This is a genomic window from Bradyrhizobium sp. BR 10261 (assembly GCF_019455395.1).
Classification (GTDB): domain Bacteria; phylum Pseudomonadota; class Alphaproteobacteria; order Rhizobiales; family Xanthobacteraceae; genus Bradyrhizobium; species Bradyrhizobium manausense.
Window position 1 is genome coordinate 13,317 of record NZ_JACOFQ010000044.1, and the last position, 25,984, is coordinate 39,300.

Annotated in this window: 26 protein-coding genes; 6 read left to right on the forward strand and 20 right to left on the reverse strand. The window is 64.8% G+C overall.

The window, feature by feature from the left end:
- Window positions 1-137: 137 nt before the first annotated feature.
- From HYH07_RS33380 to HYH07_RS33395, 4 genes are all read right to left on the reverse strand, one after another.
- On the reverse strand, window positions 138-866 hold the full coding sequence (locus HYH07_RS33380; RefSeq protein ID WP_220006448.1) for a hypothetical protein: 729 nt from the start codon (window positions 864-866) through the stop codon (window positions 138-140).
- A 110-nt stretch (window positions 867-976) separates the two neighbouring features.
- The gene (gene lspA / locus HYH07_RS33385) at window positions 977-1,471 is read right to left on the reverse strand and encodes a signal peptidase II (RefSeq protein ID WP_220006449.1); all 495 of its coding nucleotides are present in this window, start codon (window positions 1,469-1,471) and stop codon (window positions 977-979) included.
- Window positions 1,472-1,479: 8 nt separating this feature from the next.
- A complete protein-coding gene (gene ileS / locus HYH07_RS33390; protein WP_220006450.1) occupies window positions 1,480-4,488 on the reverse strand; it encodes an isoleucine--tRNA ligase in 3,009 nt (1,002 codons plus the stop codon).
- 218 nt (window positions 4,489-4,706) lie between these two features.
- The gene (locus HYH07_RS33395) at window positions 4,707-5,678 is read right to left on the reverse strand and encodes a bifunctional riboflavin kinase/FAD synthetase (RefSeq protein ID WP_220006451.1); all 972 of its coding nucleotides are present in this window, start codon (window positions 5,676-5,678) and stop codon (window positions 4,707-4,709) included.
- Window positions 5,679-5,907: 229 nt separating this feature from the next.
- Here HYH07_RS33395 and HYH07_RS33400 point away from each other — a divergent pair, with 229 nt between their 5' ends.
- Complete coding sequence (locus tag HYH07_RS33400; protein ID WP_027551917.1) at window positions 5,908-6,303, forward strand: response regulator; 396 nt, start codon at window positions 5,908-5,910, stop codon at window positions 6,301-6,303.
- Window positions 6,304-6,441: 138 nt separating this feature from the next.
- Here the strand turns inward: HYH07_RS33400 and HYH07_RS33405 are convergent, their stop codons facing one another.
- From HYH07_RS33405 to uvrC, 9 genes are all read right to left on the reverse strand, one after another.
- Window positions 6,442-7,296: a TIGR01459 family HAD-type hydrolase gene (locus tag HYH07_RS33405; RefSeq protein WP_220006452.1), complete on the reverse strand. Its 855-nt coding sequence runs from the start codon at window positions 7,294-7,296 to the stop codon at window positions 6,442-6,444.
- A 15-nt stretch (window positions 7,297-7,311) separates the two neighbouring features.
- On the reverse strand, window positions 7,312-8,805 hold the full coding sequence (locus tag HYH07_RS33410) for an EAL domain-containing protein (protein WP_220006453.1): 1,494 nt from the start codon (window positions 8,803-8,805) through the stop codon (window positions 7,312-7,314).
- Between the two features lie 153 nt (window positions 8,806-8,958).
- Window positions 8,959-10,089 (reverse strand): YihY/virulence factor BrkB family protein, encoded by a 1,131-nt coding sequence (locus tag HYH07_RS33415; protein ID WP_220006475.1) that lies wholly within the window; start codon window positions 10,087-10,089, stop codon window positions 8,959-8,961.
- Complete coding sequence (locus HYH07_RS33420) at window positions 10,089-10,676, reverse strand: phage holin family protein (protein ID WP_220006454.1); 588 nt, start codon at window positions 10,674-10,676, stop codon at window positions 10,089-10,091. Before HYH07_RS33420 ends, HYH07_RS33415 begins: the two co-directional genes overlap by 1 nt.
- A gap of 79 nt (window positions 10,677-10,755) precedes the next feature.
- Window positions 10,756-11,715 (reverse strand): 50S ribosomal protein L3 N(5)-glutamine methyltransferase, encoded by a 960-nt coding sequence (prmB, locus tag HYH07_RS33425; protein WP_220006455.1) that lies wholly within the window; start codon window positions 11,713-11,715, stop codon window positions 10,756-10,758.
- Window positions 11,715-12,197 (reverse strand): molybdenum cofactor biosynthesis protein MoaE, encoded by a 483-nt coding sequence (locus tag HYH07_RS33430; protein ID WP_057741652.1) that lies wholly within the window; start codon window positions 12,195-12,197, stop codon window positions 11,715-11,717. Before HYH07_RS33430 ends, prmB begins: the two co-directional genes overlap by 1 nt.
- Before the next feature lie 3 nt (window positions 12,198-12,200).
- The gene (gene moaD / locus HYH07_RS33435) at window positions 12,201-12,452 is read right to left on the reverse strand and encodes a molybdopterin converting factor subunit 1 (RefSeq protein WP_220006456.1); all 252 of its coding nucleotides are present in this window, start codon (window positions 12,450-12,452) and stop codon (window positions 12,201-12,203) included.
- Entirely contained in the window at window positions 12,449-13,066 is a 618-nt protein-coding gene (pgsA, locus tag HYH07_RS33440) for a CDP-diacylglycerol--glycerol-3-phosphate 3-phosphatidyltransferase (RefSeq protein WP_057741644.1), read from the reverse strand. The genes moaD and pgsA overlap by 4 nt, the downstream gene beginning before the upstream one ends.
- Window positions 13,067-13,158: 92 nt before the next feature.
- Window positions 13,159-15,231, reverse strand: a complete 2,073-nt coding sequence (uvrC, locus tag HYH07_RS33445) for an excinuclease ABC subunit UvrC (RefSeq protein ID WP_220006457.1) — start codon at window positions 15,229-15,231, stop codon at window positions 13,159-13,161.
- A gap of 244 nt (window positions 15,232-15,475) precedes the next feature.
- On the opposite strand from uvrC, the gene HYH07_RS33450 reads away from it, so the two are divergent.
- The gene (locus tag HYH07_RS33450; protein ID WP_220006458.1) at window positions 15,476-16,099 is read left to right on the forward strand and encodes an outer membrane protein; all 624 of its coding nucleotides are present in this window, start codon (window positions 15,476-15,478) and stop codon (window positions 16,097-16,099) included.
- Window positions 16,100-16,185: 86 nt separating this feature from the next.
- Here the strand turns inward: HYH07_RS33450 and HYH07_RS33455 are convergent, their stop codons facing one another.
- From HYH07_RS33455 to HYH07_RS33470, 4 genes are all read right to left on the reverse strand, one after another.
- A complete protein-coding gene (locus HYH07_RS33455; RefSeq protein WP_027534220.1) occupies window positions 16,186-16,401 on the reverse strand; it encodes a cold-shock protein in 216 nt (71 codons plus the stop codon).
- 253 nt (window positions 16,402-16,654) lie between these two features.
- Window positions 16,655-17,515, reverse strand: coding sequence for a 23S rRNA (adenine(2030)-N(6))-methyltransferase RlmJ (locus tag HYH07_RS33460; RefSeq protein WP_220006459.1), 861 nt, complete (start codon window positions 17,513-17,515; stop codon window positions 16,655-16,657).
- Window positions 17,516-17,671: 156 nt separating this feature from the next.
- Window positions 17,672-18,373, reverse strand: a complete 702-nt coding sequence (locus HYH07_RS33465; protein ID WP_220006460.1) for a ribonuclease T2 family protein — start codon at window positions 18,371-18,373, stop codon at window positions 17,672-17,674.
- A 134-nt stretch (window positions 18,374-18,507) separates the two neighbouring features.
- On the reverse strand, window positions 18,508-18,969 hold the full coding sequence (locus HYH07_RS33470) for a hypothetical protein (protein WP_220006461.1): 462 nt from the start codon (window positions 18,967-18,969) through the stop codon (window positions 18,508-18,510).
- 182 nt (window positions 18,970-19,151) lie between these two features.
- On the opposite strand from HYH07_RS33470, the gene HYH07_RS33475 reads away from it, so the two are divergent.
- Complete coding sequence (locus HYH07_RS33475; RefSeq protein ID WP_220006462.1) at window positions 19,152-19,457, forward strand: hypothetical protein; 306 nt, start codon at window positions 19,152-19,154, stop codon at window positions 19,455-19,457.
- 48 nt (window positions 19,458-19,505) lie between these two features.
- Entirely contained in the window at window positions 19,506-20,036 is a 531-nt protein-coding gene (locus HYH07_RS33480; protein ID WP_220006463.1) for a DUF3617 family protein, read from the forward strand.
- A 96-nt stretch (window positions 20,037-20,132) separates the two neighbouring features.
- On the opposite strand, the gene HYH07_RS33485 is transcribed toward HYH07_RS33480, so the two are convergent.
- From HYH07_RS33485 to HYH07_RS33495, 3 genes are read right to left on the reverse strand one after another with little or no spacing between them, the layout of a single operon-like run.
- Window positions 20,133-21,521: an ATP-binding protein gene (locus HYH07_RS33485; RefSeq protein WP_057741618.1), complete on the reverse strand. Its 1,389-nt coding sequence runs from the start codon at window positions 21,519-21,521 to the stop codon at window positions 20,133-20,135.
- 18 nt (window positions 21,522-21,539) lie between these two features.
- Window positions 21,540-22,271: a response regulator gene (locus HYH07_RS33490; protein ID WP_220006464.1), complete on the reverse strand. Its 732-nt coding sequence runs from the start codon at window positions 22,269-22,271 to the stop codon at window positions 21,540-21,542.
- On the reverse strand, window positions 22,268-22,807 hold the full coding sequence (locus HYH07_RS33495; RefSeq protein WP_220006465.1) for a MarR family winged helix-turn-helix transcriptional regulator: 540 nt from the start codon (window positions 22,805-22,807) through the stop codon (window positions 22,268-22,270). The genes HYH07_RS33490 and HYH07_RS33495 overlap by 4 nt, the downstream gene beginning before the upstream one ends.
- A gap of 340 nt (window positions 22,808-23,147) precedes the next feature.
- On the opposite strand from HYH07_RS33495, the gene HYH07_RS33500 reads away from it, so the two are divergent.
- Window positions 23,148-24,230, forward strand: coding sequence for a branched-chain amino acid aminotransferase (locus HYH07_RS33500; RefSeq protein WP_220006466.1), 1,083 nt, complete (start codon window positions 23,148-23,150; stop codon window positions 24,228-24,230).
- Window positions 24,231-24,413: 183 nt separating this feature from the next.
- Window positions 24,414-25,934 carry a histidine--tRNA ligase gene (gene hisS, locus HYH07_RS33505; RefSeq protein ID WP_220006476.1) on the forward strand — a complete coding sequence of 507 codons (1,521 nt, stop codon included), beginning with the start codon at window positions 24,414-24,416 and terminating at the stop codon, window positions 25,932-25,934.
- Window positions 25,935-25,984: the final 50 nt, after the last annotated feature.

Here is a 25,984-nt window from a genome sequence, read left to right on the forward strand (position 1 = left end):
ACACCGCGCGGCTTTGGGCTTCGGGTCACGAAGCAGAGAACGCGGTCGAGTTGTACTTAAAAATAGGTCATCTGCCGCATCCGGCCTACACCGGACGATTGCGGCATGTGCGCGCCTGCGGGCGACGGACAAGGAGCTTACTGCACCTTCTCCTTACCTTCCCGGACGTCGAAATAGGTCTTGCGCGTCGTGTCCTCTCCGGAGCCATAGGCGTAGCTCGGCGAGGGCGTCTGATATCCGGGCGGCGGCTCAACCAGCGATTGGCGCGGCGGCTCGCTCGTAAACTGCTTGGATTCGGGCCCGCTGCCCTTGAACAATTTCCACAGACCGCCGGTGTAACCCATCTCGGCCGGGCTCATGGTCGGGCTGTTCGGGTTGCTGCCGGGCGGGGGCGGATCATTGTTGGCCTGCTGGGGGCCCGATTTGTGGGCGTTTAACTCGGCGGGCGACAGCGGCTGGCCAATTTTCCAGAACTCGTTTGCCTTGGTGCCGCTCACCTTCTTCCGCTGGGCGATGGCCTCCTGGCGACGCTTCTCGTCGGGATCCTTCGGCCAGTTCGGCGCATTCTTGGCTTCCGTGCCGGCGGGCGGCGGCAGGTCGAGCTTGGGCGGAACCACCAGCGGCGACCGTTCGCGGTATTCGATGCCCTTTTTCTCCATGCTCTTGGCGCCGAGGCCCGACATCAGATTGTCGATGAGCTTCTCTTCGAAGGTCATGTCGTCGTCGTCATCGTCGTCGCCGGCGCGGACCGGGCCCGCCGCCATGACGAGACCGATGCCGAATGCGACAGCTGACAATTTCAGCGCCAGCCAAAGTCCCCGTCGGGAGTCTCGACCCATCGAACCGCTGGTCTCGAAGCTGCGCATACCTGTACCTGTTCCATATTGTGGCAGTCTTGATTGTAGCAATCTTGCCGCGTCTCGCGCGGCCACGCCTCGCCAAGCAAGGTTCCGCCTGCGGCCCGTATCGGCCGGGATCAGGGCGCTTTTGCGGCGGGTACCCCAAGGAAGGAATCATACAATAGGGCCGCCACCCCAGCAACGATGGCCACGTCAGCGAGGTTGAAGACGTACCAATTGTAGGTATTTCCGCCGATTTCGATGTGGAACAGGGCGAAATCGACCACTGCGCCATAGGCGAAACGGTCGATGCCATTGCCAATGGCGCCGCCGATGATCAGCCCCAGCGCGACGGTGGCGAGCCGGGTCTGCGACCGCGCCATCCAGATCGCCAGCGCAATCACCGCCACGACCTTCACCGCCATCAGCGCGATCTGCGCCGACTGGCCGTCGTTCTGCAGCCAGCCGAAGCTGATCCCGATGTTCCAGGCCAGCACCAGGTCGAAGAACGGCGTTACCTTCACCACACCCTTGCGGGCGAGGTCAAACCCGTTCAGCAGCCAGAGCTTCGAGGCCTGATCGGCCACGAGTGTCACCACGGCCGCGATGATGCCGGCGCGGAGCGGGGTCATCGACCGGATCAAAAGCTCGCGCCCAACGCCTTCCATTCGCGCAGCGCCTTGGCGTCGCGCGGGGTGACGTCGGGATATTCAGCGTCCTCGCCGACCGTGGGCGAGATCTTCCAGGAGCGGGCGCATTTGGTGCCGACGGCCTTCTCGACCACGACCGCGACGCCGGGCACCGCATCGAGACGGAACGCATTGGCCGGCGCCTCGCCCTCGCGCACCTCGTAATTCGAGGTGATGCAGATCTCGGCGAGATCGGTGTCGAACAATGTCGCCAGCATGTCGCGGTCGGCGACATAGATCACCGGCGAGGCCTCCAGCGAGGAGCCGATGTTCTTGGCGGCGCGTTCGAGCTCGAGCGCGCCGGTGACGACGCGGCGGACATTGCGGATGGTTTCCCATTTCGCGGCGAGCTTGTCGTCGCGCAGCTGTTCCAGGCCTTCCGGGAACAGCGTCAGATGCACCGACGGTTCGGCATCCGGCCTGTACATGCGCCAGGCCTCTTCCGCGGTGAAGCTCAGGATCGGCGCCAGCCATTTCAGGATCGAATTGCACAGCAGGTCGATCGTGGTCAGCGCCGCCTTGCGCGTCAGCGAGGACGGCGGATCGCAATACAGCGTGTCCTTGCGGATATCGAAGTAGAACGCTGACAGCTCGCTGTTCATGAAGGCGGACAAGGTCGCGACCACGCTCTTGTAGTCGAACGTCTCATAGGCCTTGCGGACCAATTCTGCGCGGAGCGCGAGCTCGTGCAGCATCAGCCGCTCGAGCTCCGACATCTCGGCGGGCGCGATGGCGTCGGCGGGCTTGTAGTGATGCAGCGTGCCGAGCATCCAGCGCACGGTGTTGCGCAGCTTGCGGTAGGTCTCGACCGTGTTCTTCAGGATCTCGGGCCCGATGCGCTGATCGTCGGTGTAGTCGCAGGACGAGACCCAGAGCCGCAGGATGTCGGCGCCGGATTCCTTGATGACGGCCTGCGGCTCGATGGTGTTGCCGAGCGACTTCGACATCTTGCGGCCGTCCTCGGCCTGGGTGAAGCCGTGGGTCAGCACGATGTCGTAGGGCGCGCGGCCGCGTGTGCCGCAGCTCTCCAGCAGCGAGGAGTGGAACCAGCCGCGATGCTGGTCCGAGCCTTCCAGATACATCACGGTATCAGTGCCGCCGTCGACCTTGCGCTTGATGCCGGCAAGGCCGGGGAAATGCACGGGGTCTTTCAGCACGAAGGCGTGGGTCGAGCCGGAATCGAACCAGACGTCGAGGATGTCGTCGACCTTCTGCCAATCCTCATGGGCACGCGGTCCGAGGAAGCGCTCGCGCGCCCCCGTCGCGTACCAGGCGTCGGCGCCTTCCTTTTCGAAGGCATCGCCAATGCGGGTGTTGACGGCCTCGTCCTGGAGGATCTCGGCGGAGCCGTCGCCCTTCTCGCGGACGAATACGGCGATCGGCACGCCCCAGGCGCGCTGGCGCGAGATTACCCAGTCGGGGCGGGCCTCGATCATGCCGGTGATGCGGTTCTCGCCTGACGGCGGCACCCATTGCGTCACCGAGATCGCGTGCAGCGCACGGGCGCGCAGGGTGTCGCCGGGCTTGGTCTTGCCGCCACCCGCAATATCCTTGTCCATCGCGATGAACCATTGCGGCGTGTTGCGGAAGATCACCGGCTTCTTCGAGCGCCAGGAATGCGGATATTGGTGCTTGAGCCGGCCGCGCGCGAGCAGCTTGCCGCCCTCGATCAGCGCCTTGATCACGGCCTCGTTGGCGTCGCCTTTCTCGCCCTTGTCGTTGATGACCCGCTTGCCGGTGAAGCCCGGCGCCTGGTCGGTATAGGCGCCGTTCTCGTCGACGGTGTAGGGGATCGCGCTGTTGATGCCGCGGGCGTCGAGCTCGCGGGTATTCGCCATCCAGACGTCGAAGTCCTCGCGGCCGTGGCTCGGCGCGGTGTGCACGAAGCCGGTGCCGGTGTCGTCGGTGACGTGGTCGCCGGCGAGCAGAGGCACGGTGAATTCATAGCCGCCGCCTAGCCCCTTGAGCGGATGGGCGCATTCGATCGCGTCCATGGTGTCGCCGGGGATATCGCGGACCTTCTCGAAAGCGGTCACGCGCGCCTGCTTGAACACTTCCTCGGCGAGCGCGTCGGCCAGGATCAGGAGATCGCCGGTCTTGGCCCAATTGTCCGCAGGCGCATCCGTCACCTTGTAGAGGCCATAGGCGATCTTCGGCGAGAACGAGATGGCGCGGTTGCCGGGCAAGGTCCAGGGCGTGGTGGTCCAGATCACGACACTGGCCGATGCCAGGGCGCCATGCGCCGGCGAGGTCACCGGGAATTTCACCCAGACCATGTCGCTCGTGTAGTCCTCGTACTCGACCTCGGCCTCGGCGAGCGCGGTCTTCTCGACCACGCTCCACATCACCGGCTTGGAGCCGCGATAGAGCGTGCCGTTGGCGGCGAACTTCATCAGCTCGCGCGCGATCTGGGCTTCGGCCGGATAGTTCATGGTAGCGTAGGGATGGGCCCAGTCGCCGATCACGCCGAGACGCTTGAACTCCTCGCGCTGCACGTTGAGCCAGTGCGTTGCATACGCGCGGCACTCTTTACGGAAATCGATCATCGCGGCACTGTCGCGGAAGTCGGGCTTCTGCTTGCCCTTCTTGCGATAGTTCTCCTCTTCGACCTTCCACTCGATCGGCAGGCCGTGGCAGTCCCAGCCGGGCACGTAATTGGAATCGAAGCCGAGCATCTGCTGGCTCTTGGTGACGAGATCCTTGAGGATCTTGTTCAGCGCCGTGCCGATATGGATGTTGCCGTTGGCATAGGGCGGGCCGTCATGCAGCACGAACTTGTCGCGGCCCTTCGCGGTCTCGCGCAGCTTCTCGTAGAGGCCGATCTCGTACCAGCGCTTGAGGATCTCCGGCTCGCGCTGCGGCAGGCCGGCGCGCATCGGGAATTCGGTCTGCGGCAGGAACAGGGTTTTCGAATAGTCCTTGGCTTCGGACTTTGCGGACTTTTGCGGCTTTTCGGACATGAGGCTGACTGGCTCGGAATGGCGCGGGAACGGATGGCGATGCGGAATCGCGGGGTGAAACGACAAAATCCCGGTCTTGCGCCGAGCCTTGAGGCTCAGGCGGAAGCCGGGCTGCTAATCCCTATGATGCGCCGCGCAAACATGGGCTCTCCATAGCAGGGGGCCAAGGGAAGCGCAAAAGGTAGAAGCGCAAAGGTCCGGCGGGCCGGTTTTGGCCCTCAATCGACGGTCCCGAGCCGTGGAAACGCGTCCGGGGCGGCCGCCAGCATGGCGCGGGCCCGGGCGGAATCCTCGTCCATCTGGCGGATCAGGGCGTCGATATCGCCAAATTTCAGCTCCTCGCGGATGAAGCCGACAAAGGCGCAGTCCAGCGCCTGCCCGTAAAGGTCGCCCTTGAAGTCGAACAGGAAGATTTCCAGCAGCGGCGCGCCATTATCGAAGGTCGGGCGGCGGCCGAAGCTCGCCACCCCGTCCAGCCGCTCGGATCCCCGGCCGACCCGCACGGCGTAGATGCCGTGCTTCAGGCCGCAATTGGCATCGAGCCGGATGTTGGCGGTGGGATAGCCGAGGTCGCGGCCGCGCTTTTCGCCATGGATGACCTCGCCGGTGATGAACCAGGGCGCGCCCAGCATGGTGGTGGCCTCGTCGATCAGCCCCTCGGCGAGTGCGATCCGGATGGCGCTGGAGGAAACCGGCCGCTCGTCGATATCGACATGCGGCTGCACGTCGACCTCGATGCCGAGGCGGGGTGCCTCGTTGACCAAAAGGCTCGGCGAGCCGACCCGCCCCTTGCCGAAATGGAAGTCGTAACCGACCGCAATGCCGCTGACGCCAAGGCGCCCGATCAGCTCATGGTGAATGAAATCTTGCGCACTGGTCCCGGCTCTCGCCTTGTCGAAGGTCATGACCACGGCGCCGGCGAGCCCGGTCCCGGCCAACAACCGCAGCTTGGCGCGCTCGTCCGTCAGGCGGAATTGCGGGGTGTTGGGGCTGAAAAACCGGCGTGGATGCGGCTCGAAGGTCAGCGCCAGGGCAGGGCGGCCATGCGCCCGGCCCATTTCCAGGGCCGCCGCAATGACGGCCCGGTGGCCGAGATGGACCCCGTCGAAATTGCCCATGGCGACCACCGCGCCCCTCAGGATGGCGGAATCCGGCGTGGAATCGCGGATAACGGTAAATTGCGGGGCCATCAGGAGAATTCTCGAACCGGCGGGACCGGCCGCGACCGTGGCGTGACCCGGCCGATGAAGTCAAGCGGGGGGCGGCTGCCGCACCGGACATGATTTCGATCGCTCGTGGGCCGCCGCAGTTAACGCGCTGTTTAACGCCTTGATGCTACTGCTTGGGAGATGGAACTGGGGGGCCCCGCCTGTCAGGTCCGAATTTGAATATTCCTGGGTATGCGTTGGGGGAGTCGAGATGGCGGTTGATTTGTCGATGCCGGTTCTGGTGGTGGATGACTATAGCACCATGATCCGTATCATCCGGAATCTGCTGAAGCAGCTTGGCTTCGATAATATCGATGATGCCAGCGACGGCTCGGCGGCGCTGAACAAGATGCGCGGCAAGAAGTACGGGCTCGTGATCTCCGACTGGAACATGGAGCCTATGACGGGTTACGACCTACTCCGCGAAGTGCGCGCAGATCCCAACCTCGCCACCACGCCCTTCATCATGATCACGGCGGAATCGAAGACCGAGAACGTGATCGCGGCCAAGAAGGCCGGCGTGAACAATTACATCGTCAAGCCGTTCAACGCGGCGACGCTGAAGACCAAGATCGAGGCGGTCTTCCCGGACATGGCGAGCGCGTAAGCGCGATCGTGTCCCGGACAAGGCGCGGCACGTCAGTGACGCGGCGCTGAGCCGGGACCCAGTCTATCCCACGACATCACTGCAGCTTCTGGGCCCCGGCCTGCAGCGCTCCGCGCTGCGTCCGGGGCACGATAGTTCCTACCACTTCAATTCGTGCATCAGCGCCTTCGGCGGGTGGCCGAACAATTCCAGCACCGACTTCGGATCGAGCTGGTCGAGGCCCTCGAATTCCTCGGCATGGATGCCGCGGGTGACGAACAGGCAATCGATGCCGAATTCGCGCGCGCCGGTGAGGTCAGTCCGGACGGAATCGCCGATCGCCAGCACCTTTTTGCGGTCGATCGGGTGGCCCTGGCGTTCGCCGGCCAGCGCCATCGCGCGCTCATAGATCGGCCGGTGTGGCTTGCCGTAGAAGATCACTTCGCCGCCGAGCTCGCGGTACAGCTCGGCAATGGCGCCGGCGCAATAGATCAGCCGGTCGCCGCGCTCGACCACGATATCGGGGTTGGCGCAGACCAGCGTCAGCTTGCGTTCGCGCGCTGTCAGCATCATGCCGCGATAATCTTCTGCGGTCTCGGTCTCGTCGTCATAGAGGCCGGTGCAGACGATGTAGTCGGCCTCTTCCAGCGGCGCAGTCGTCGCATCGAGGCCGCGATAGATCGAATTGTCGCGCTCGGGGCCGAGCCAGAACATCTTGCGGCCGGGATGCTCGGCGACATAGAGCCGCGTCAAATCGCCGGAGGAAACGATGGCGTCGTAGGTTTCGTCGGCGACGCCGAGCTTGCGCAATTGCCGCTGCACGGAATCGGCCGGGCGCGGTGCGTTGGTGATCAGGATCACCGTACCGCCATGGCTGCGATAAGTGTGCAGCGCCTCGCAGGCCTCGGGGAAGGATTCCAGGCCGTTATGGACCACGCCCCAGATGTCGCTGAGCACGACATCCACTCCACTTACGAGCTCGCGCAGGCTTTGGGCAAAATGCAGCGTGGTCATGACGCGCGCGGCCGATCAGATGCGGCGCGCGAGCGCCGCGTTGCCGGTGATGCGCTGCGACGGGGCGACAGGCGGCGCAGCTGATACTGCGCCTGACGTCGTGCCTGGGCTTGAGGTACCGGGGCCATTGGATCCCTGAATGTCTTGCGCTTGGTTCGGCGAGGTCCCGCCGGTAGCAGATGCCCCCTCAGGCCGCAATGGCCGGGGCGGCGCGAACAAAAAGCCCTGGCCGAACCGCACATCATAGTCGAGCAGGTCGACCACTGCGCGCTCGCCCTCGATCCGCTCCGCGATCAAATCGATCCCGAAGCGGCCGAGCAGGTCGGACAGGTCGGAGGGGTGAATGTCCGAAGTCGAGGCCTGCTTCGGGTCGAGCAGGAGTGACGCCGGAACCTTGATGAAGCGGACGCCGCGGTCGGCAAGCTCGCGCGGCTCGATCCTGAGGTCCGTGACATGGTCGATCGAGAAGCGGAAGCCGCGCTGCGCCAGCGCCGCCAGATTCTCCGTCTCGGCCGGACCAAGCGCGCGGAAGGTCGATTGCTTGAACTCCAGCACCAGCGACGACGCCAGCGCGCGATTGGCCTCGAGGAAATCGAGGCATTGCGCAAAGGTGGTGGAATTGCCGAGCGTCGAAGCCGCGACGTTGCAGAACACGCCGACATCCTTGTTGCGCACCATCAGCCGGCGCAGCACCTGGACACAGCGCAGCAACACCATGTTGTCGATCCGCCCGATCAACCCGGAGGCCTCGGCGAGGCTGATGAACTCCTCGGCGGCAATCAGCTGATCGCGCTCGTCGCGCAGCCGGGTCACGGCTTCGTAGAACCGGACCTTGCGCTGCGGCAGCGTCACCATCGGTTGCAGGAAGATGTCGATGCGGTTCTCGTCGATGGCGCCGCGCAACGTCGCCAGCATCTGGGTCTGATTGCGGCCGTTGACGGCATGAACGGCGCTGGCGGTCTGGGGCGGGACAGCCGGCGGCGTCGGCCGCGGCGGTGCGGTAGGGACCGGCGGAGGAGCGGCCGGCCGCTCATCAAAGGGCGCAATCAGGTCGATCGGTGCTTCCACCGCCGGCCTTGCGACCGGAGCAGGGGCCGGCGCATGACCGGCCAGCAGGTCCTCATGGGTCGACACCGTGGCAGCAAGCTGCCGGACCAGCCCGCCGAGCTCGTTGATCTCGCCGACCACCGACTGGACCCGATCGGAATTGGTCGAGTTGGACGAGGCGATGCGGCCCTCCATCGCGGCGAGCCGCCGCCCGAACTCGGCCACCTGGCGGGCGAGGTCGGCGGTGCCGCGCGACAAGTCGGCGATCTGGCCGCCGACGTCGCTGCGGTCGCGCAGCCGCATCGACACCGCGTTGTAGAGGATCAGGAAGGTCAGCGCGGTCAGCGCCACGATTGCCGATTCGGTTCCGTTGATGCCGGCGACCGAGTAGAGCACGAGCCCGAGCGATGCCGCGACCAGGACCATGCAGATGGCGATGAAGATCGTCGAAATGCGAATCATGCCGCGCGTTACGCCTCAAGAGCTGCCTGCCTCACCCGGGAAAACACGGGCTGCCATACGCACCCGTCGCGCCTCATGCTCCCCCAAGCGTGCATGACCTTAACATCATTGTTGATTCGAGGGGATAGCACTGCGCAGGCGTGCGGGTGTTCGTCAGGACTGTGCGGCGGCGCCGACTGTATCGGCCGAGACCGCCTCGCGGCTGCCGAGCGGCTTGGGCCGCCCGGTCGTCGTATCGCGCAGGGTTTGCCGTTCGATCTCCGAGTTCAGCTCGGCACCGAACATGATGACGATTGCCGACATCCACATCCACATCATCAGGCCGATCGCAGCTCCAAGCGAACCGTACGTCGCGTTGTAATTGGCGAAGGCCGACAGATACCAGGACAGCAGCGCGGAGCCCGCGATCCAGAGCAGGGCGGCCGTGACCGCGCCGATGCTCAGCCACTCCCAGCGCGCCGCGTCGCGGCTCGGCGCGAAGCGGTAGAGGATGGCGAGCGCCACCAGGAGGATGAGAAACAGCAGCGGCCATCGCGCCAGCGCCACGATCAACTTGCTCTCCGGTGCAAGGCCGAGATGATCGAGCGCGAGCGGGAAGGCGACGACAGCGGCCACCATCAGCAAGAGCGCCACGATGCCGCCGACCGTGAAGGCCAGCGACACCAGATTAAGCTTGATGAAGCTGCGCTTCTCGCGTTCCTCATAGGCGACATTGAGGGCGTCGAAGATGGATTTGACCCCGGCATTGGCGCTCCAGATCGCCAGCACGAGGCCGAACAGGAAGGTGGCGCCGAGCGCCGTATTGCCCTTGGAGACCACGCGCGCGACCTGGTCCGCGACGATCTGGAACGATCCCTCCGGCAGCATCGTCGCGAGCGTCTGGAGATTGCCGCTGATGGTCGAGGGATCGGCGAGCAGTCCGTAGGAGGAGACCAGCGCGGTCACCGCGGGAAAGATCGCGAGCAGTCCGAAGAACACCACGCCGCCGGCGGTCGCCAGCAGACGATCGTCGTCGATGCGCTGATAGGTGCGCCAGAAAATGTCCTTCCAGCCGGCCCAGGGGATTTTGAAAGGGCTGGTCGAGCTGCGGCCACGGCCGGGCTGCATGGCCGCGCTTGCCGGATTCGTTTCCGGTGAATTCGCCTCGTTGTTGCGACGATCTTGGGGTGGTCCCCGGCGGATGAACCCGGACTCCTGAAAATAGCGCTCTGCGGTCAGCACGAACACGGCTGTGGCGGCCACCAGCAGCCAGCTGTCGAGCTGCTCGGTCTGCCGCGCCGGCATCATGCATCCTGTCTGCGCGCGGGGCGCCGCCGGCGCGCCGCGGTGAAGCCGACCAAAGTGAGGGCCGCAAGCATCAGGCCAAGCTGCACGGGCCTGATGGTGCGAGCCGAAGAATCATTGCTCTCATGGCCGTGTTCGCCCGGTGCGAGCGGCGCCAGCGGTATCGTCGTCGCCACTTCCTTCACCGCCTGCTTGATCGTTCCGCGCGGGATCCGTGGCGTCGCAATCGCCACGCGCATCCGGCTGGCGAGCGGCACGATCGGCTTGGTCCGGCGGTTCAATTGCGCCATCGCCACCCCGGCGCAGATTGCTGCCAGCACCAGCAGCACCGCTGCGACGGCAGCAAAGCCCCAGAATTGCCCGTAGGTGATGCCGACCCAGCGATACAGCGCGACCAGGCCGACGAAGAAGGTGGCGATCACGAATAGGCCGGCCACCGCGAACAATGCCGCCGCAACCGCATAGGACGTCACCCGTCCGGTAGTCTGGCTGGCGCGATCACGCAGGTAGGACCGCGCGGCGCGCTTGAGATGGTTGAGTTTCAGCGCCATGCCGGCGCGCAGCAATTCACCCGATGGCGCGAGCATGCGGACACCCTCCGAGAGCGAGAAGTTCGTCGGGGAATGAACGTGGCGGAATTTGACTTGTTCCGTTGCGCGCGTTGGATCAGCCGAGATCGGCGGCCGCGATCCAGAACACCTCGCCCTCGGAATCCTCGGTATCGAGCCAGAGCAGGGGCAGTTCCGGAAAGGCCTCGTCGACCAGCTCGCGGCCGCGGCCGATCTCGCAGATCAAGCCGCCATCGCCCGTCAAATGATCCGGCGCATCGCGCAGGATGCGGCGGACCACATCAAGACCGTCGGCGCCGCCGTCGAAGGCGAGCTTCGGCTCGGCCCGGCATTCCGGCGGCAATGCCGCCATGCCTTCGGCATCGACGTAGGGCGGGTTGGTAATGATCAGGTCGTATTTGTTATCCCCGAGCGGCGCGAACAGATCGCCGCGGTGGAGCGTGATCCGCTCATCGAGGCCATGGTCGCCGACATTGCGTGCGGCGACTTCAAGCGCGCCCTTGGAGATGTCGACTGCGTCGACCGTGGCATGAGGGAAATGATACGCGGCGAGGATCGCAAGGCATCCCGAACCGGTGCAGAGATCGAGCACGCGCTCGACGGCGGCGGGATCGTCGATGAGTGAGCCCACCTCGCCGTCGCCGCCGAAATGCGAATCCAAGAGCTCGCCGATAAAGGAGCGCGGAACGATGACGCGCTCGTCGACATAGAAGGGCAGGCCGCGCATGTAGATCTTGTTGACGAGATAGGCGGCCGGTTTGCGCGTCGTGACGCGCCGATGGATCAGATCGAGCAGGGTCTTGCCTTCCGCCGCGGTGACGCGCGCATGGGCAAAGCTCTCGAACTGGTCGGGATGCAGATGCAGGGCTTCGCAGACCAGGAAGGCGGCCTCGGCGACCGGATCGGTCGTGCCATGGGCAAAAGCGAGCTTGGCTTCGACAAAGCGGCTCACCGCATAGCGCACGAAGTCGAGCAGAGTGAGAAGCTCGCCGGGCCCCACTTTCGCAAGCTTCGGCGCGGCGCGGCCGCGCGCGGTCTTTTTCGCAACTTTCGCCATCAGGATTTGGTCCAGCGTGCAGCGGCCTCGTCGTCACGGGCGTGGGCCTCGACCCAGCCGGTGCCGGTGGCGCTCTCTTCCTTCTTCCAGAACGGGGCGCTGGTCTTGAGATAGTCCATCAGGAACTCGGCGGCTTCGAACGCCGCCCTTCGGTGTTGGGAGGCGGTGAGCACCAGCACGATGTTCTGGCCGGGCTCGAACCGCCCGACCCGATGAATGACCGTGACGCCATTCAGCGGCCAGCGTGAGATGGCCTCGTCGACGTGGCGCTTGATCTCTGCTTCAGCCATGCCGGGGTAATGTTCGAGCGTCAGTGCCGCGATCTTCGAGCTGTCCTCGTCGGCGCGGCAGATGCCGGAGAAACTGACGACCGCGCCGATGTCGGTGCGGCTCTTGGTCAGGACCGCGATCTCGCGCGCAATGTCGAAATCGTCCTGCTGGATGCGGATGGCGACGGGGCAGGTGGTGGCGGCGGAGCTCATGGCCTAGCCGCCGGTCATCGGCGGAAAGAACGCGATCTCGCGGGCACCGGCAATGGCGGCGTCCGCCTTGACATGGGCGTGGTCGATCGCGGTGCGGATCACCTTCGGCTTCTCGAAGGCATAGGCGTAGGCTTCGCTTTGAGCGGACAGCCAGGCGATCAGCTCCTCGACGGTGCGTACGGTCGCGGGCGGGTCGATCGTCTCCTCGGCTTTGCCGACGCGCTCGCGCACCCAGGCGAAATACTTCACCTTCATCCCTCATCCTCCTTGATGAGGTGGTGGATGCCGGCGCGGAAATAATCGTAGCCGGTGTACATGGTCAGGATCGCCGAGGCCCACAGCAGGCCGAGGCCGATCAGCGAGACCACGGGGACGACCTCGTCGCCGGCGGGACCGGCGAGCAGGAAGCCGATGGCGACGAGCTGTACAGTCGTCTTCCACTTGGCGAGCTTGGTCACGGGCACGCTGACGCGCAGCGCCGCCAGATATTCACGCAAGCCCGAGACCAGGATCTCGCGGCACAGGATCACGATGGCAGCCCACAGCGACCAGCCATGGATGATGCCGTCGGCGGCCAGCATCAGGAGGCACGAGGCGACCAGCAGCTTGTCGGCGATCGGGTCCAGCATCCGGCCGAACGCCGATTGCTGATTCCAGATGCGGGCGTAATAGCCGTCGAGATAATCCGTGACCGCCGCGCCGATGAAGATCGCGACCGCGACCCAGCGCAGCCACAACGGATAGTCCATGATCGACTGCGCATAGATGCATCCGACCACGACCGGGATCGCGGCGATCCGGCCATAGGTCAGGATGTTCGGGAGGGACATCGCGCGGCTGGTCGTCCCTCGTGTCGTGGCGATGTTCATCCGTCCTACCAATACCGCTCAAGCCTGAAGGTCAACCGTCCGTCCCAGATGGGTACAGGATGCGACGACCATATGACTACCGCCCCTTTAGTTCACCCCGGCTGGGGATGGAAATAGTCGAATATCCTGCGGGCGCTCTCGGCGCTCACCCCAGGAACCTTGCCGAGATCGGCGATCGAGGCCCGTTCGATCTCCTTCAGGGTTCCGAAATGATGCAGCAAGGCACGTTTGCGTGACGGGCCGATGCCCGGAATCTCCTGCAAACCGGCCTCGCGAATATCCTTCTTGCGCAGCTTGCGGTGCGAACCGATGACGAAGCGGTGGGCCTCGTCCCGCAGGCGCTGGATGAAATAGAGCACGGGATCGCGCGGCTCCAGCTTGATCGCCTCGCGCTCCGGCATGAACAGGGTCTCGCGGCCGGCATCCCGGTCCGGCCCTTTGGCGACCGACATCAGCGAGACCTGGGTCAGGCCGAGATTGGCAAAGATTTCCCTGACAGCATTGAGCTGGCCGCGGCCGCCGTCGATGATCACGAGGTCGGGCCATTGCGGGAAGTCGTCGTCCCTGGCTTTGGCCGCGCTTTCCTCGGGTGGATTGATCAGGCGCTTGAAGCGGCGCTCCAGTACCTCGCGCATCATGGCGAAGTCGTCGCCCGGCGTGATCCCTTCCGATTTGATGTTGAACTTGCGGTACTGGTTCTTCACGAAGCCATCGGGGCCCGCGACGATCATGGCGCCGACCGCATTGGTGCCCTGGATATGGCTGTTGTCGTAAACCTCGATGCGCTTAGGCGCATGCGGCAGGTTCAGCGTCGTGGCCATGGCGTCGAGCAGGCGGCTCTGGGTTGCAGTATCGGCGAGCTTGCGGCCGAGCGCCTCGCGCGCATTGGTCAACGCGTGGGTGACGAGCTCCTTCTTCTCGCCGCGCTTGGGCGCTGTCACTTCGACCTTGTGGCCGGCCTTGAGCGACAGCGCGTTGGCGAGAAGCTCCATCTCCTCGATCTCGTGCGAGAGCAGGATGGTCTTCGGCGGCGGCTTGTCGTCGTAGAACTGGGCGAGGAAGGAGCCGAGCACCTCCTCAAGCGTATAGCTCTTCTCGGCACGCGGAAAATAAGCGCGGTTGCCCCAGTTCTGGCCGGTGCGGAAGAAGAACACTTCGACGCAGGAGAAGCCGCCTTCCTGATGGATGGCGAACACGTCGGCTTCTTCCACCGTGCGCGGATTGATGCCCTGCTGCGACTGGATCGCCGACAGCGCGGCGAGGCGGTCGCGATAGAGCGCTGCACTCTCGAACTCGAGCTCACCGGCGGCTTTCTCCATCTCGGCGGCAAGCTCCTGCTTCACCACATGGCTCTTGCCGGAGAGGAAGTCGGTGGCTTCGCGCACCAGCGTCGCATAACCGCCAAAGTCGATCTCGCGGGTGCAGGGGCCGGCGCAGCGGCGGATCTGGTAGAGCAGGCAGGGCCTGGTGCGGCTCTCGAAAAAGGAGTCCGTGCAGGAGCGGATCAGGAACGCGCGCTGCAAGGCCGTGATGGTCCGGTTGACCGCGCCGGCGGAGGCGAACGGGCCGAAATAGCGCCCGGGCCGGGTCTGCGCGCCGCGATGCTTGAGGATCTGCGGCGCCCAGTGGTCGCCGGTGATCAGGATATAAGGAAACGACTTGTCGTCGCGCAGCTGCACGTTGAAGCGCGGCCGCAGCTGCTTGATCAAATTGGCTTCCAGCAGCAGCGCTTCGGTCTCGGTCGTGGTCGAGACGATCTCCACGGTCACCGTGGCCGCGATCATGCGCAGGATGCGCGCCGGCAGCGGCGCGCTCTGGCGCGCGTAGCTCGACAGGCGCTTTTTGACGTTCTTGGCCTTGCCGACATAGAGCACGTCGGCGTTCGCACTGAGCATGCGATAGACCCCGGGCGAGGTCGGCGCGAGCCGGACCGCGCGCTCGATCGCCTCGTGACCTGAGGCCAGCGGCTCGTCGCCGATCGCGCCGCTCTCTTCCAGAATATCGGGCAGCCGCGCATCGTCCTCGTCGTCGCCGCCGCTGGTGGCGGGATCGAGGTCCGGCGGCGCCGTGTCCTGCGCCGTGTCCTGGGGTGGGGCGTCTGACGCGGCCTGTCGCGTTTTGCGCGCGCGTGCCTCGCCCGGCTTGTCGGGGGAATCGTGAACCATTGTGGGAATTTAGGCGCTGGGGGGACCGATTTGAAGTTCCGGCCATGACGCGCACACAGGAGGGCGCGCAGTTCCCGGTAACGCTTCCTTAAGTCTGTTAACAGCGCGGTAAGGGGTCTTAACAGCCCTTTAACTTAAAACTCTCGATAAATCCTACGCGAAATAGTGGTGGTTCCGTAACCATTGGCCTGGCCCGGCGGTGCGGGCATCGCGTCCGGTTACGGCAGTTGCGTTGGAGTGTGGAATGAAGAGGCTCGTTGTGGGCGCGGCTGCGTTGGTTGCGGCCGGCTGGACGGCTTCGGCAGGGGCCGCCGATCTCAATTACGGGCAGCGAGCGCCCTATACGGTCAATCAGCCGCTCAATGCCTATAGCTGGGCCGGCCCGTATCTCGGCGCCAATCTCGGTTACGAATGGGGCTCGGTGAGCAACAATCCCGCAAAGCCCTCCGGCTTCGTCGGCGGTGTGCAGGCGGGCTACAACTTCCAGAACGGTCCCTGGGTGTTCGGCGTCGAGGGCGACATCCAGGCCGCAGGTGCCGATGACACCTTCGCGCCGTGGAAGTTCTCCAATCCCTGGTTCGGCACCCTGCGCGGCCGCGCCGGCTACGCCTTCAGCAACGTTCTGGTCTACGGCACCGCCGGCCTCGCCTTCGGTGAGCTGCGCGCGCAGACTTTCGGCTGGACGGAATCGCACACGACGGCCGGCTGGACCGCCGGCGTCGGTGCCGAAGTCGGCCTTGCGCCGAACTGGAGCGCGAAGCTCGAATATCTCTACATCGATCTGTCGTCGAGCCAGTTCGCAATTACAGGCGTGTCAAATGGCTATAGCGCCAGCGTTGTGCGCGCAGGCGTGAACTATCACTTCTGATAGCGGAATAAGAAAATACCGGACAACAGCCTCCCGGCCGCTCGCGGCCGGGACTTTTTTGCGTCAGGTTTTTTTAGGTCGGGTCGCTACGAAAGGATCACGAGATTGACCGCTTTCGGCCCCTTCCCCTTCTTGTCCGGCTCGACTTCGAACGTGATACGCTGTCCTTCGGCAAGGTCCTTCAGTCCCGCCCGCTCCACAGCGGTGATGTGAACGAAGACATCGCGACCGCCGTCGTCCGGCTTGATGAAGCCGTAGCCGCGTTCGCCGTTGAAGAACTTGACCGTTCCCGTATTGGCCATCGGGAAACTCCCCCTCATTGCTCCTCCGTCGCAACGCAGACGCGCGTCACGACATGACCGGGCCTTACGAAGCCCGGGAGAGCTGGCCATCCTCGGGCGGACCCATCGGTCCGACCGGGATCTTTTTTGGGCCTTCACTCCGCCGCAACCATTCGCGGAAGCGGAACGTAAAGCCAGTCACGGAAACAGCATAATACGGTTCTCTGCAGATTGACTACCGCTACTGCATATTTTTCCCATGAATGCCGGGGTGTTACGGCCTCGGCACCTCCAACCGGTATCTGGCAGCCCCGCCCTGGCCGAGTGGCATTTCCAGCTCGGGCAGGATCGTCCTGAGCTCGCCTTGCAGCGTGTAGGGCGGATTGACAATCAGAAGTCCTGTCGAGGTGAGGGCCGCGCCGTCAAGTTGCGGCGCGACGCTGAATTCGAGGCGGAGACATTTTCCAGGCGTCTTTGCTGCAGCTGCGGTGCGGGCCACGTGTTGCGCCAGCGTATCGGTGGCGCGCCTGGACTTGGCGGGATACCAGATCACATAGATACCGGTCGGCCATTTCGCGAAGGCCGTGGAGAAGGCTTCACTCAGCCTTTCGAACTCGTCTTTCGCCTCGAAGGGCGGGTCGATCAGCACCAGCCCGCGCCGCTCCTTCGGCGGCACGAAAGCCGGCAGCGCCATCCAGCCGTCGAGATCGACCACGCGCGCCTGTTCGTCGCGCCGCAGCACGTCGATCAGCGCCTTGCGGGCTCTCGGCTCGAGCTCGCAGGCCACGAGACGGTCCTGCGGCCGCATCAGGCCGCGGGCGATCAGGGGCGAGCCCGGATAGGCCTTGAGCTCGCCCTTCGGATTGAAGGCGCGAACGATGTCCATGTAGGGCCTGGTCAGGGCCACCGTCTCGTTCGACAGGCGCGCCTGCATCAGCCGCGCGATTCCCGTCAGCCACTCGCCGCTGCGGCGTGCCTCGTCGCTGTCGAGATCATAGAGGCCAGCACCCGCATGGGTGTCGATGACCCGGAAGGCGGCCGGCTTGTCCTGCAAATAGGTGAGAATACGCGCCAGCACGATGTGCTTGATGACATCGGCGAAGTTGCCGGCGTGAAAGGCGTGGCGGTAGTTCATGGGGCGGACCAAATTGTCGGATGTGATCTCACCCCTTGTCATTGCGAGCGCAGCGAAGCAATCCAGAATCTTTCCGCCGAGACGGTCTGGATTGCTTCGTCGCATCAGCGCAAAATTGCTTCGTAATTTTGTCGCGAGCTCCTCGCAATGACGGGGCTAACCACCCCTGATCGGCGGCATCGTCACCTGGTCGCGGCGGCAGCTGCGGCGTTCGAGCTCCTCGCAGGCGCGGAATTGCAGGTCCTTGCTGAGGCAGATGCGAACCTCGGAGAGCCGGGTCCGGTTGCAAGTGACTGAGACGGCTGCGTTGCTCAGGCCCGGATTGGCCTTGATGAAGGCTTCCTCGACCTCGCCGGGGGCCACCGTCTTGGCCTGCGACAGGTCAAGATACTCGGGCGGAATCTTGATCGCGGCGCGCGCCTTGCGGATCGTCTCGAAATAGTTCCGGCCGTCGAGCCCGGAGCAGGTGCCGTGCTTGTCCCACTCGTTGAAGATCAGGCCTGGCGCGGGCATCAGATCGAGCATCGAGGAGACGATGTTGCGGTTCAGCCGCGGTGACGGCCGCTGGCAATATTCCGGAAAGCCGCTCTCATATTGTGGCCACAGCCCGTGCACCACAAAGGAATAGGGCCGTCCCTCGCACTGGATGTTCGAACGCCCGCCGCTGCGACCGCGCTCTGCCGCTTCCTCGCAGAAGGACGGTGACCACGACAGTGACAGCACATAGAAGTCGAACTCGCCGGGTGCGTTCTGCCGCTTGTCCTGGGCTCTCGCGCCACCCGCCAGCGAAACCAGCCCCGCCGCAAGGGTCAGCGAGATCAGGAGGCGGGAGAACGAATGCAATCTAAAATGAAACATGGCGACGCCCCTCAACTAGACTGTGCAATCAGCCTAGCAGCCATCCAGAACATTTCAAGAACAAATTTCGGGCGACCGCCGCTCAGGTCGCTTGATCAGGCCGAATCAGGCGCTTCGGCTTAAGGCTCTTCAGTTCAAGGCTTGGCGGCGCGGCAGGACGGATTGTAGGCCCAGTTGCGGTCGAGCCCGACCACGCACCATTCGACACCCTGGCCGTAACCGGCAAAGCCGCCATCCTCGATGATCGAGAAGTGCACCCGGCGCATCTTGCCATCAGTGAGCATGGCCTCGCCGGTGCAGTAGCGGCGCGGAATGTTGTCCGATGCCCAGGGGCGGAAGGCGGTCTCGTGAACGTTTGCGAATCCCGTGATCTGCAGCGGCGAATTCCAGAACGAGCTTTCCTTCTCCCAGAACTGGGTCGAGATCGTCGGCAGCGCCTTGTCGCATTCGGCAACGCGGCCGTCGTAGCGCGGTCCGCTCAGCCAGAAATTCAGCTCGAGCGGATTGGCCGCCTTGGCCTCACCGAGCGACAGCGCTCCCAACATGAGGCCGAGGACGGCGGCAAAGCGGAACGATTTCGGGGAGGGGGCGCGCATGGGCAATCCGGACAGCTGGTCTTGCGGAGGCTGGACGGTGCCGCGAAGGCCGGGGGAGGTCAAGTGCAGCGCGGCAACACTCGGCCAGGAGTTGATCACAACGTCGCATCTGGCAGGCCTTCCGTTCTTTTCACCGCCGCGCCCGCACCGTAAGCTGGGGGCAACCAATCGGAGTGACGGGAATGCGAATCATTGCGGCTGCGGGCCTTCTTGCCAGCCTGGTTGTCTCGGGGATGATGGCGAGCCAGTCGGCGCGCGCCGATATCCTGCCGGTGCCGCCGTTCAAGGGCAACGACACCGGCGGCATCATCGCCTATTCGATGGCGACGCAGGTCGATGCGCGTCAGGTCGCGGTCGATCACTGCGCGCGCTATGGCAAGGTGGTGAAATTCCTCGCAGTGCAGGCCTATGAGGGCGGCTACATCTCGTTTTCCTGCCGCTGGGTGCCCTACGGCGCTGCCGACCGGCCGATCCGCACGCTCTACTAAGGCGCTTTCGAAACGCTAGCCACGACGTCTCGGCCGGGAGTCTCTCCTATGACGCGCAAGCTTGCTTTGCTCGGATCAGTCGCTTGTCTTTTGGTGTCGGCAGGAAGCGCCTTGGCCGACGATCTGCCGGTGCGCAAGGCCGGCCTCTGGGAAATGAAGATGGTCAGGTCAGGCTCGGCGATGCCGGAGATGACCATGCAGCATTGCACCGACGAGAGCGTCGACAAGGAGATGGCCAACAACGTTTCCCCGATGGCCAAGCAGATCTGCTCCAAGCAGGACGTCAAGAAAACCGCGACGGGCTATATCAGCGATTCCGAGTGCAGCGTCGCCGGCATCAACACGACCTCGCATGCCGAGATATCAGGCGATTTCAACTCGGCCTACACCGTGAAGACTTCGTCCCATGCGCAAGGCGGCGCCGCCGGCACCGCGGGGCGCGACACCTCCATGACGCTGGAAGCGAAATGGCTCGGCGCCTGCAAGCCGGACCAGAAGCCCGGCGACATCGTGATGCCCGGCGGCTTCAAGATGAACATACGCGACGTCGACAAGCTGAAAGCGCTGCTGCCGAAGTGAAGGCGGTGAGATCGTAGCCCGGATGGAGCATAGCGAAATCCGGGCGTCGCGAACAAGAATCCCGGATTGCGCTTCGCTTCATCCGGGCTACGGCAGCTAAACGGGTATCCTCACGCTCGCCCGCAACCCGCCCATCGGGCTGTCGGCCAGCGTGATGTCGCCGCCATGCGAACGGGCGATGTCGCGGGCGATCGCAAGGCCAAGGCCGGTGCCGCCTTCGTCCTGGTTGCGGGCGTTGTCGAGCCGCAGGAACGGCTTGAACACTTCTTCGCGCAGATGCGCGGGGATACCTGGGCCGTCGTCGTCGACCGTGACGGTCAGATAGCGGTGGTCGCGCTGGCCGGAGATGGCGATGGCCTTGCCGTAGCGCGCGGCGTTGGTGACCAGGTTGGCGAGGCAGCGCTTGAACGAGGCCGGCTTCACCGTCACCACGGGCAGCCCGGTGAATGTCACGGTCGCGGCGTGACCGTGGCGTTCGGCGTCGCTGCGCAATTCTTCCAGCGCCTGCGCCATGTCGGTCGGTTGCGACTGCTCGCCGGAATCGCCGCGGGCGAAGGCGAGGTAATCCTCCAGCATCATCGACATTTCGTCGACGTCCTTGCGCATGCCCTCGAGCTCCGGACTGTCGCCGATCAGCTCCAGCTCGAGCTTGAAGCGGGTCAGGATGGTGCGCAGGTCGTGGCTGACGCCGGCAAGCATCGCGGTGCGCTGCTCCATCGCGCGTTCGATGCGCGACTTCATCTCGAGGAAGGCGCCCGCCGCGCGCCGCACCTCGCGCGCGCCGCGCGGCCTGAAGTTCGGCGCCTCGCGGCCCTTGCCGAAGCTCTCCGCGGCGTCCGCCAGCCGCAGGATCGGCTTGATCTGGTTGCGCAGGAACAGCACCGACACGATCAGCAGGATCGAGGACGTGCCGACCATCCAGAACAGGAAGATCTCCGAGTTCGAGGCGTACGCGGCGCTACGCTGCGCGAACACGCGCATCACGGCATCGTCGAGCTGGATGCGGATCTCAACGAGGTTGGAACGGCCGACCGTGTCGATCCAGAACGAGCGTCCGATCTGTCGGCCGAGCTGCACCGACAGCGTCTGGTCGAGCAGCGAGAAGAACGGCTTTGGTCCCGGCGGCGGCATGTCGCCTGCGGGGAGGAAGTCCACCACAAGGCCGAGACGCTGCTGCGCGATGCGGCGGATCTGGTCGCGATCCTTGTCTTGGGGATAGCCCTTGTAGACGTCGATCAGCGCGGCGATGTCCTGCACCACGGCTGCGGAGAGGCGGCGCGTCACCGTGTTCCAGTGCCGCTCCATGAACACGAAGGCGACGACCGATTGCAGGATCACCATGGGCACGATCATGATCAGCAATGCGCGCGCATAGAGGCCGGTCGGCATCCAGCCCTTGAACGCATTGCCCATCCAGCCATTGGCGGCAGAGACGCGCCCCGCGGCGCTTTTCAGCAGCGTCAGGCCGGTGTCGATCGTGCTCATCTGGCGCGCTTCACTTGACTATGGCGAGGCGACCAGCCGGTAGCCGATGCCGCGCACCGCTTGCAGGAACAACGGATTGGCGGGATCGGTCTCGATCTTGCGCCTGAGGCGGTTGATCTGCACGTCGACGGCGCGCTCGTTGACGCTGCCATTGCCCGTGAGCGCGCTGCGCGGCACGGTCTCGCCCGGCGTCTCCGAGAGAATGCGCAGCATCTCGCGCTCGCGGTCGGTGAGATGAATGACCTCCTCGCCCTGGCGCAACTCGCCGCGATCGAGGTGATAGACGTACGGGCCGAAGGCGATCTTCTCCACTGCCGCGACCTGGACCGGCGGCGCGGCGCGCTTGAGGATGTTGTTGATGCGCAGCGCCAGCTCGCGCGGCTCGAACGGCTTTGCGACATAATCGTCGGCGCCGATCTGCAGGCCCTCGATGCGGGCCTCGGCCTCATGCCGCGCGGTCAGCATCACGATCGGCACCGAGGACGATGTGCGGATGAAGCGGGCGAGATCGAAGCCGGTCTCGCCCGGCATCATCACGTCGAGGATCAGCAGGTCGAAATGCAGCCCGAGCAGTTTGGCGCGGGCATCGCCCGCGCTGGCGGCGGTGGTGACGCGATAACCTTCGGCCGCGAGAAAGCGCGAGAGCAGATCGCGGATGCGGCGGTCGTCGTCGACCAGCAACAGATGCGGGGCGTCGTCGGCCGGTTGCGCCGGCGGGCGGGCGAGCGTGGCAGCGAGCGGCACGGTCACTCCTTTGCGTCTTGATTGGTGGCGAAGATGGTCTCCAGCACCTTGTCCGGATCGTCGCGGTCGATCATCGCGCGCAGGAAGCGCTTGACCGTCTCGGCATCATCAGGTGCCATCTCGGCAAGCGCCCTGGTGATCCGCGTGGTCTGGAGGCCGGCGAGCTTCTGCACCAGCGCCTCGCCCTTCGGCGTCGCGTAGAGCAGGCGCTGGCGGCGGTCGTTGTCGCCGGTCTTCTGCAGGATGTAGCCCTCGTCCAGCAGCTGCTTGAGCACCCGGCCGAGCGACTGTTTTGTGATGCGCAGGACGTCGAGCAGGTCGGCGACCTTCAGGCCCGGGTAGCGGTAGACGAAGTGCATGACGCGGTGATGGGCCCGGCCGAAGCCGAACGCCTCCAGCTCCTGGTCGGGGTCGCCGACGAAGTCGCGATAGGCGAAGAACAGCAGCTCGATGATATCCCAGCGCAAATTGCCTCCATCGCCTGCTGCCGGCCGCGGCGCGGCAACGTCTTGTGAGGGAGTAGCGAAATTTATGTCAGGCATATTGACGTATCTTGGGTTCAATGTTACAAAACGATCAGCCCGCACGAAATTTTAGATCGTTTCGCATCGGGCGGCATTCCTGACAGTGGCCGGAGAGAAGCCGGACAGGCGGCGACGGCCGGATCAGATCTACCGTGCGATTGTCGAGCGGCATTTCGGCAAAACATACTGGACTTCCGCCTTCCGCAAAAGCATGTCCTGCCGAGGACATGCTGGCCACGGAAACCGGCCGTAACAAGGCTGGCGGTGGTTCGGCCAGAAACCACATCAAGCCAGCCGGGCCCAAACAGGGGCGGCCGGCGCCAGAGCAGCGCCGCCACCGGCAGCGGGAGGCAAGGACATGAGCATGAAATTCGACATCCAGCCCGCATCCAATCCGACGCCCGAGAAGGACCGGGTCGCCAAGCTGGTGGATCCCGGCTTCGGACGCGTCTTCACCGATCACATGGCGGTGGTCCGCTACAACCAGGCCAAGGGCGGCTGGTACGAGGCGAAGATCGAGGCGCGCGCCAACTTCCAGATCGATCCGGCCGGCGCGGTGCTGCACTACGCCCAGGAAATTTTCGAAGGCCTCAAGGCCTACAAGCGCGACGACGGCGGCGTGAACCTGTTCCGCCCCGACGCCAATGCGCGCCGCTTCAAGGATTCCGCTGATCGCATGGCAATGGCGCAATTGCCGGAGGACGTCTTCATCGAGGCGGTCGAGCAGGTCGTGCGCATCGATCGCGCCTGGATGCCGGGCGGCGAGGGCAGCCTTTATCTGCGGCCGTTCATGATCGCGAGCGAGACCTTCCTCGGCGTCAAGCCGTCGTCCGAATATATCTTTGCGGTGATCGCCTCGCCCGTCGGCTCCTATTTCAAGGGCGGCCCAGCGCCTGTTTCGATCTGGGTTTCGGAGAACTACACGCGCGCCGCGATCGGCGGCACCGGCGCGGTCAAATGCGGCGGCAATTATGCGGCGAGCCTGCGCGCGCAGGCCGAGGCGATCCAGCACGGCTGCGATCAGGTCGTGTTCCTGGATGCGGTCGAGCGCCGCTACATCGAGGAGCTCGGCGGCATGAACGTGTTCTTCGTGTTCGACGACGGCTCGCTCTCGACGCCGCCGCTCGGCACCATCCTGCCCGGCATCACCCGCGATTCCATCATCGCGCTCGCCCGCGATGCCGGAAAGACCGTGCGCGAGGAGCCGTACTCGCTGGACCAGTGGCGCAAGGATGCGGCCTCAGGCAGGCTGAAGGAAGCGTTTGCCTGCGGCACCGCGGCGGTGATCTCGCCGATCGGCAAGGTGCGCTCGGTCAGCGGCGATTTCGAGATCTCGGGCGGCGCCGCAGGTCCCGTCGCCATGGGCCTGCGCAAACAGCTCGTCGACATCCAGTACGGCCGCACCAACGATCCGCACAATTGGATCCGCAAGGTGTTTTGAGACCTCGTGTCCCGGACGCGCGAAGCGCGAGCCGGGGCGCAGAATGCGAGTTGCTGGGCCCCGGATCAGCAGCGCACCACGCCGCCAAGAGGCGGCGCGCTGCGCGGCATCCGGGGAACGCCGGTCGAGGAAGAGGTGAAAGCCCGCAGTTGCCGCCTCGCGCGTCGGCTGGTAAACGCCCGCATGGCCGAAAAACCCAAAAAACCCCAGAAACTGAAGGCGCGGCTGCCGCGCGGGCTCGAGGATCGCGACCCCGCCGCGATCCGGGCGACGCGCGAGATGGTCGAGAAGATCCGCGCCGTCTACGAGCTCTACGGCTTCGAGCCGGTGGAGACGCCGGCGATGGAATATACCGATGCGCTCGGCAAGTTCCTGCCCGACCAGGATCGTCCGAACGAGGGCGTGTTCTCGTTTCAGGACGATGACGAGCAGTGGATATCGCTGCGCTACGACCTGACTGCGCCGCTCGCCCGCTATGTCGGCGAGCGCTACGGCACCGACGGTCTGGTCCTGCCCTATCGCAGCTACCGCGTCGGCTACGTCTTCCGCAACGAGAAGCCCGGCCCCGGCCGTTTCCGCCAGTTCATGCAGTTCGATGCCGACACGGTCGGCTCGGCAACGCCGGCGGCGGATGCCGAGATCTGCATGATGGCCGCGGACACGATGGAAGCGCTCGGCGTCGCGCGCGGCCAATACGTGGTGAAGGTCAATAACCGCAAGGTGCTCGACGGCGTTCTCGAGGCCATCGGGCTTGCGGGTGAGGAGAATGCGGCGCGCCGCCTGACCGTGCTGCGCGCGATCGACAAGCTCGACAAGTTTTCCGCTGACGAAGTGCGCAAGCTGCTCGGTCCCGGCCGGTGGGATGGCGGTGAGGAAGGCAAGGGCGACTTCACGAAGGGCGCTAATTTGAGTGCGGCCGAGGCTGACGTCGTTCTCGCCATCACCAGGCCGCGCGAGGACTGGAAAGAGGCGATCGCCGCCGCGGAGACCTACCTCGCCAAGAGCGAGGTGGGTCAGGCTGGCGTGAGCGAGCTGGAAGAAATTGCAAAACTGGTGACGGCGTCGGGTTACGGCGCCGACCGCATCAAGATCGATCCCTCCGTCGTGCGCGGCCTCGAATATTACACGGGCCCCGTCTACGAGGTCGAACTCCTGCTCGACACCAAGGACGAGAAGGGCCGCCCCGTGCGCTTCGGCTCGGTCGGCGGCGGCGGTCGTTATGACGGCCTGGTCTCGCGCTTCCGCGGCGAGCCGGTACCGGCGACTGGTTTCTCGATCGGCGTTTCGCGTTTGCAGGCCGCGCTGACGCTGCTCGGCAAGCTCGACACGCGGCCGGAAGTCGGCCCCGTCGTCGTCACCGTGTTCGACCGCGACCGCGTCGCCGACTACCAGAAGATGGTGGCGAGCCTTCGCGGCGCCGGCATCCGCGCCGAGCTCTATCTCGGCAATCCCAAGAACATGGGCAACCAGCTCAAATATGCCGACCGCCGCAATTCTCCTTGCGTGATCATCCAGGGCTCGGATGAAAAGGCGCGCGGTGAGCTCCAGATCAAGGATCTGATCGAAGGCGCCAAGGCCGCGGCCGCGATCGCCTCCAACCAGGAATGGCGCGAGACGCGGCCGGCGCAGTTCTCGTGCAGCGAGGCCGATCTCGTTGCAAAAGTGCGCGAGGTCCTCGCGCGCCATGACGTGAGCTGGGGCTAGCCATTCGCCTATTCGTCATTGCGCGGGCTTGACCCGCGCATCCATCTTCA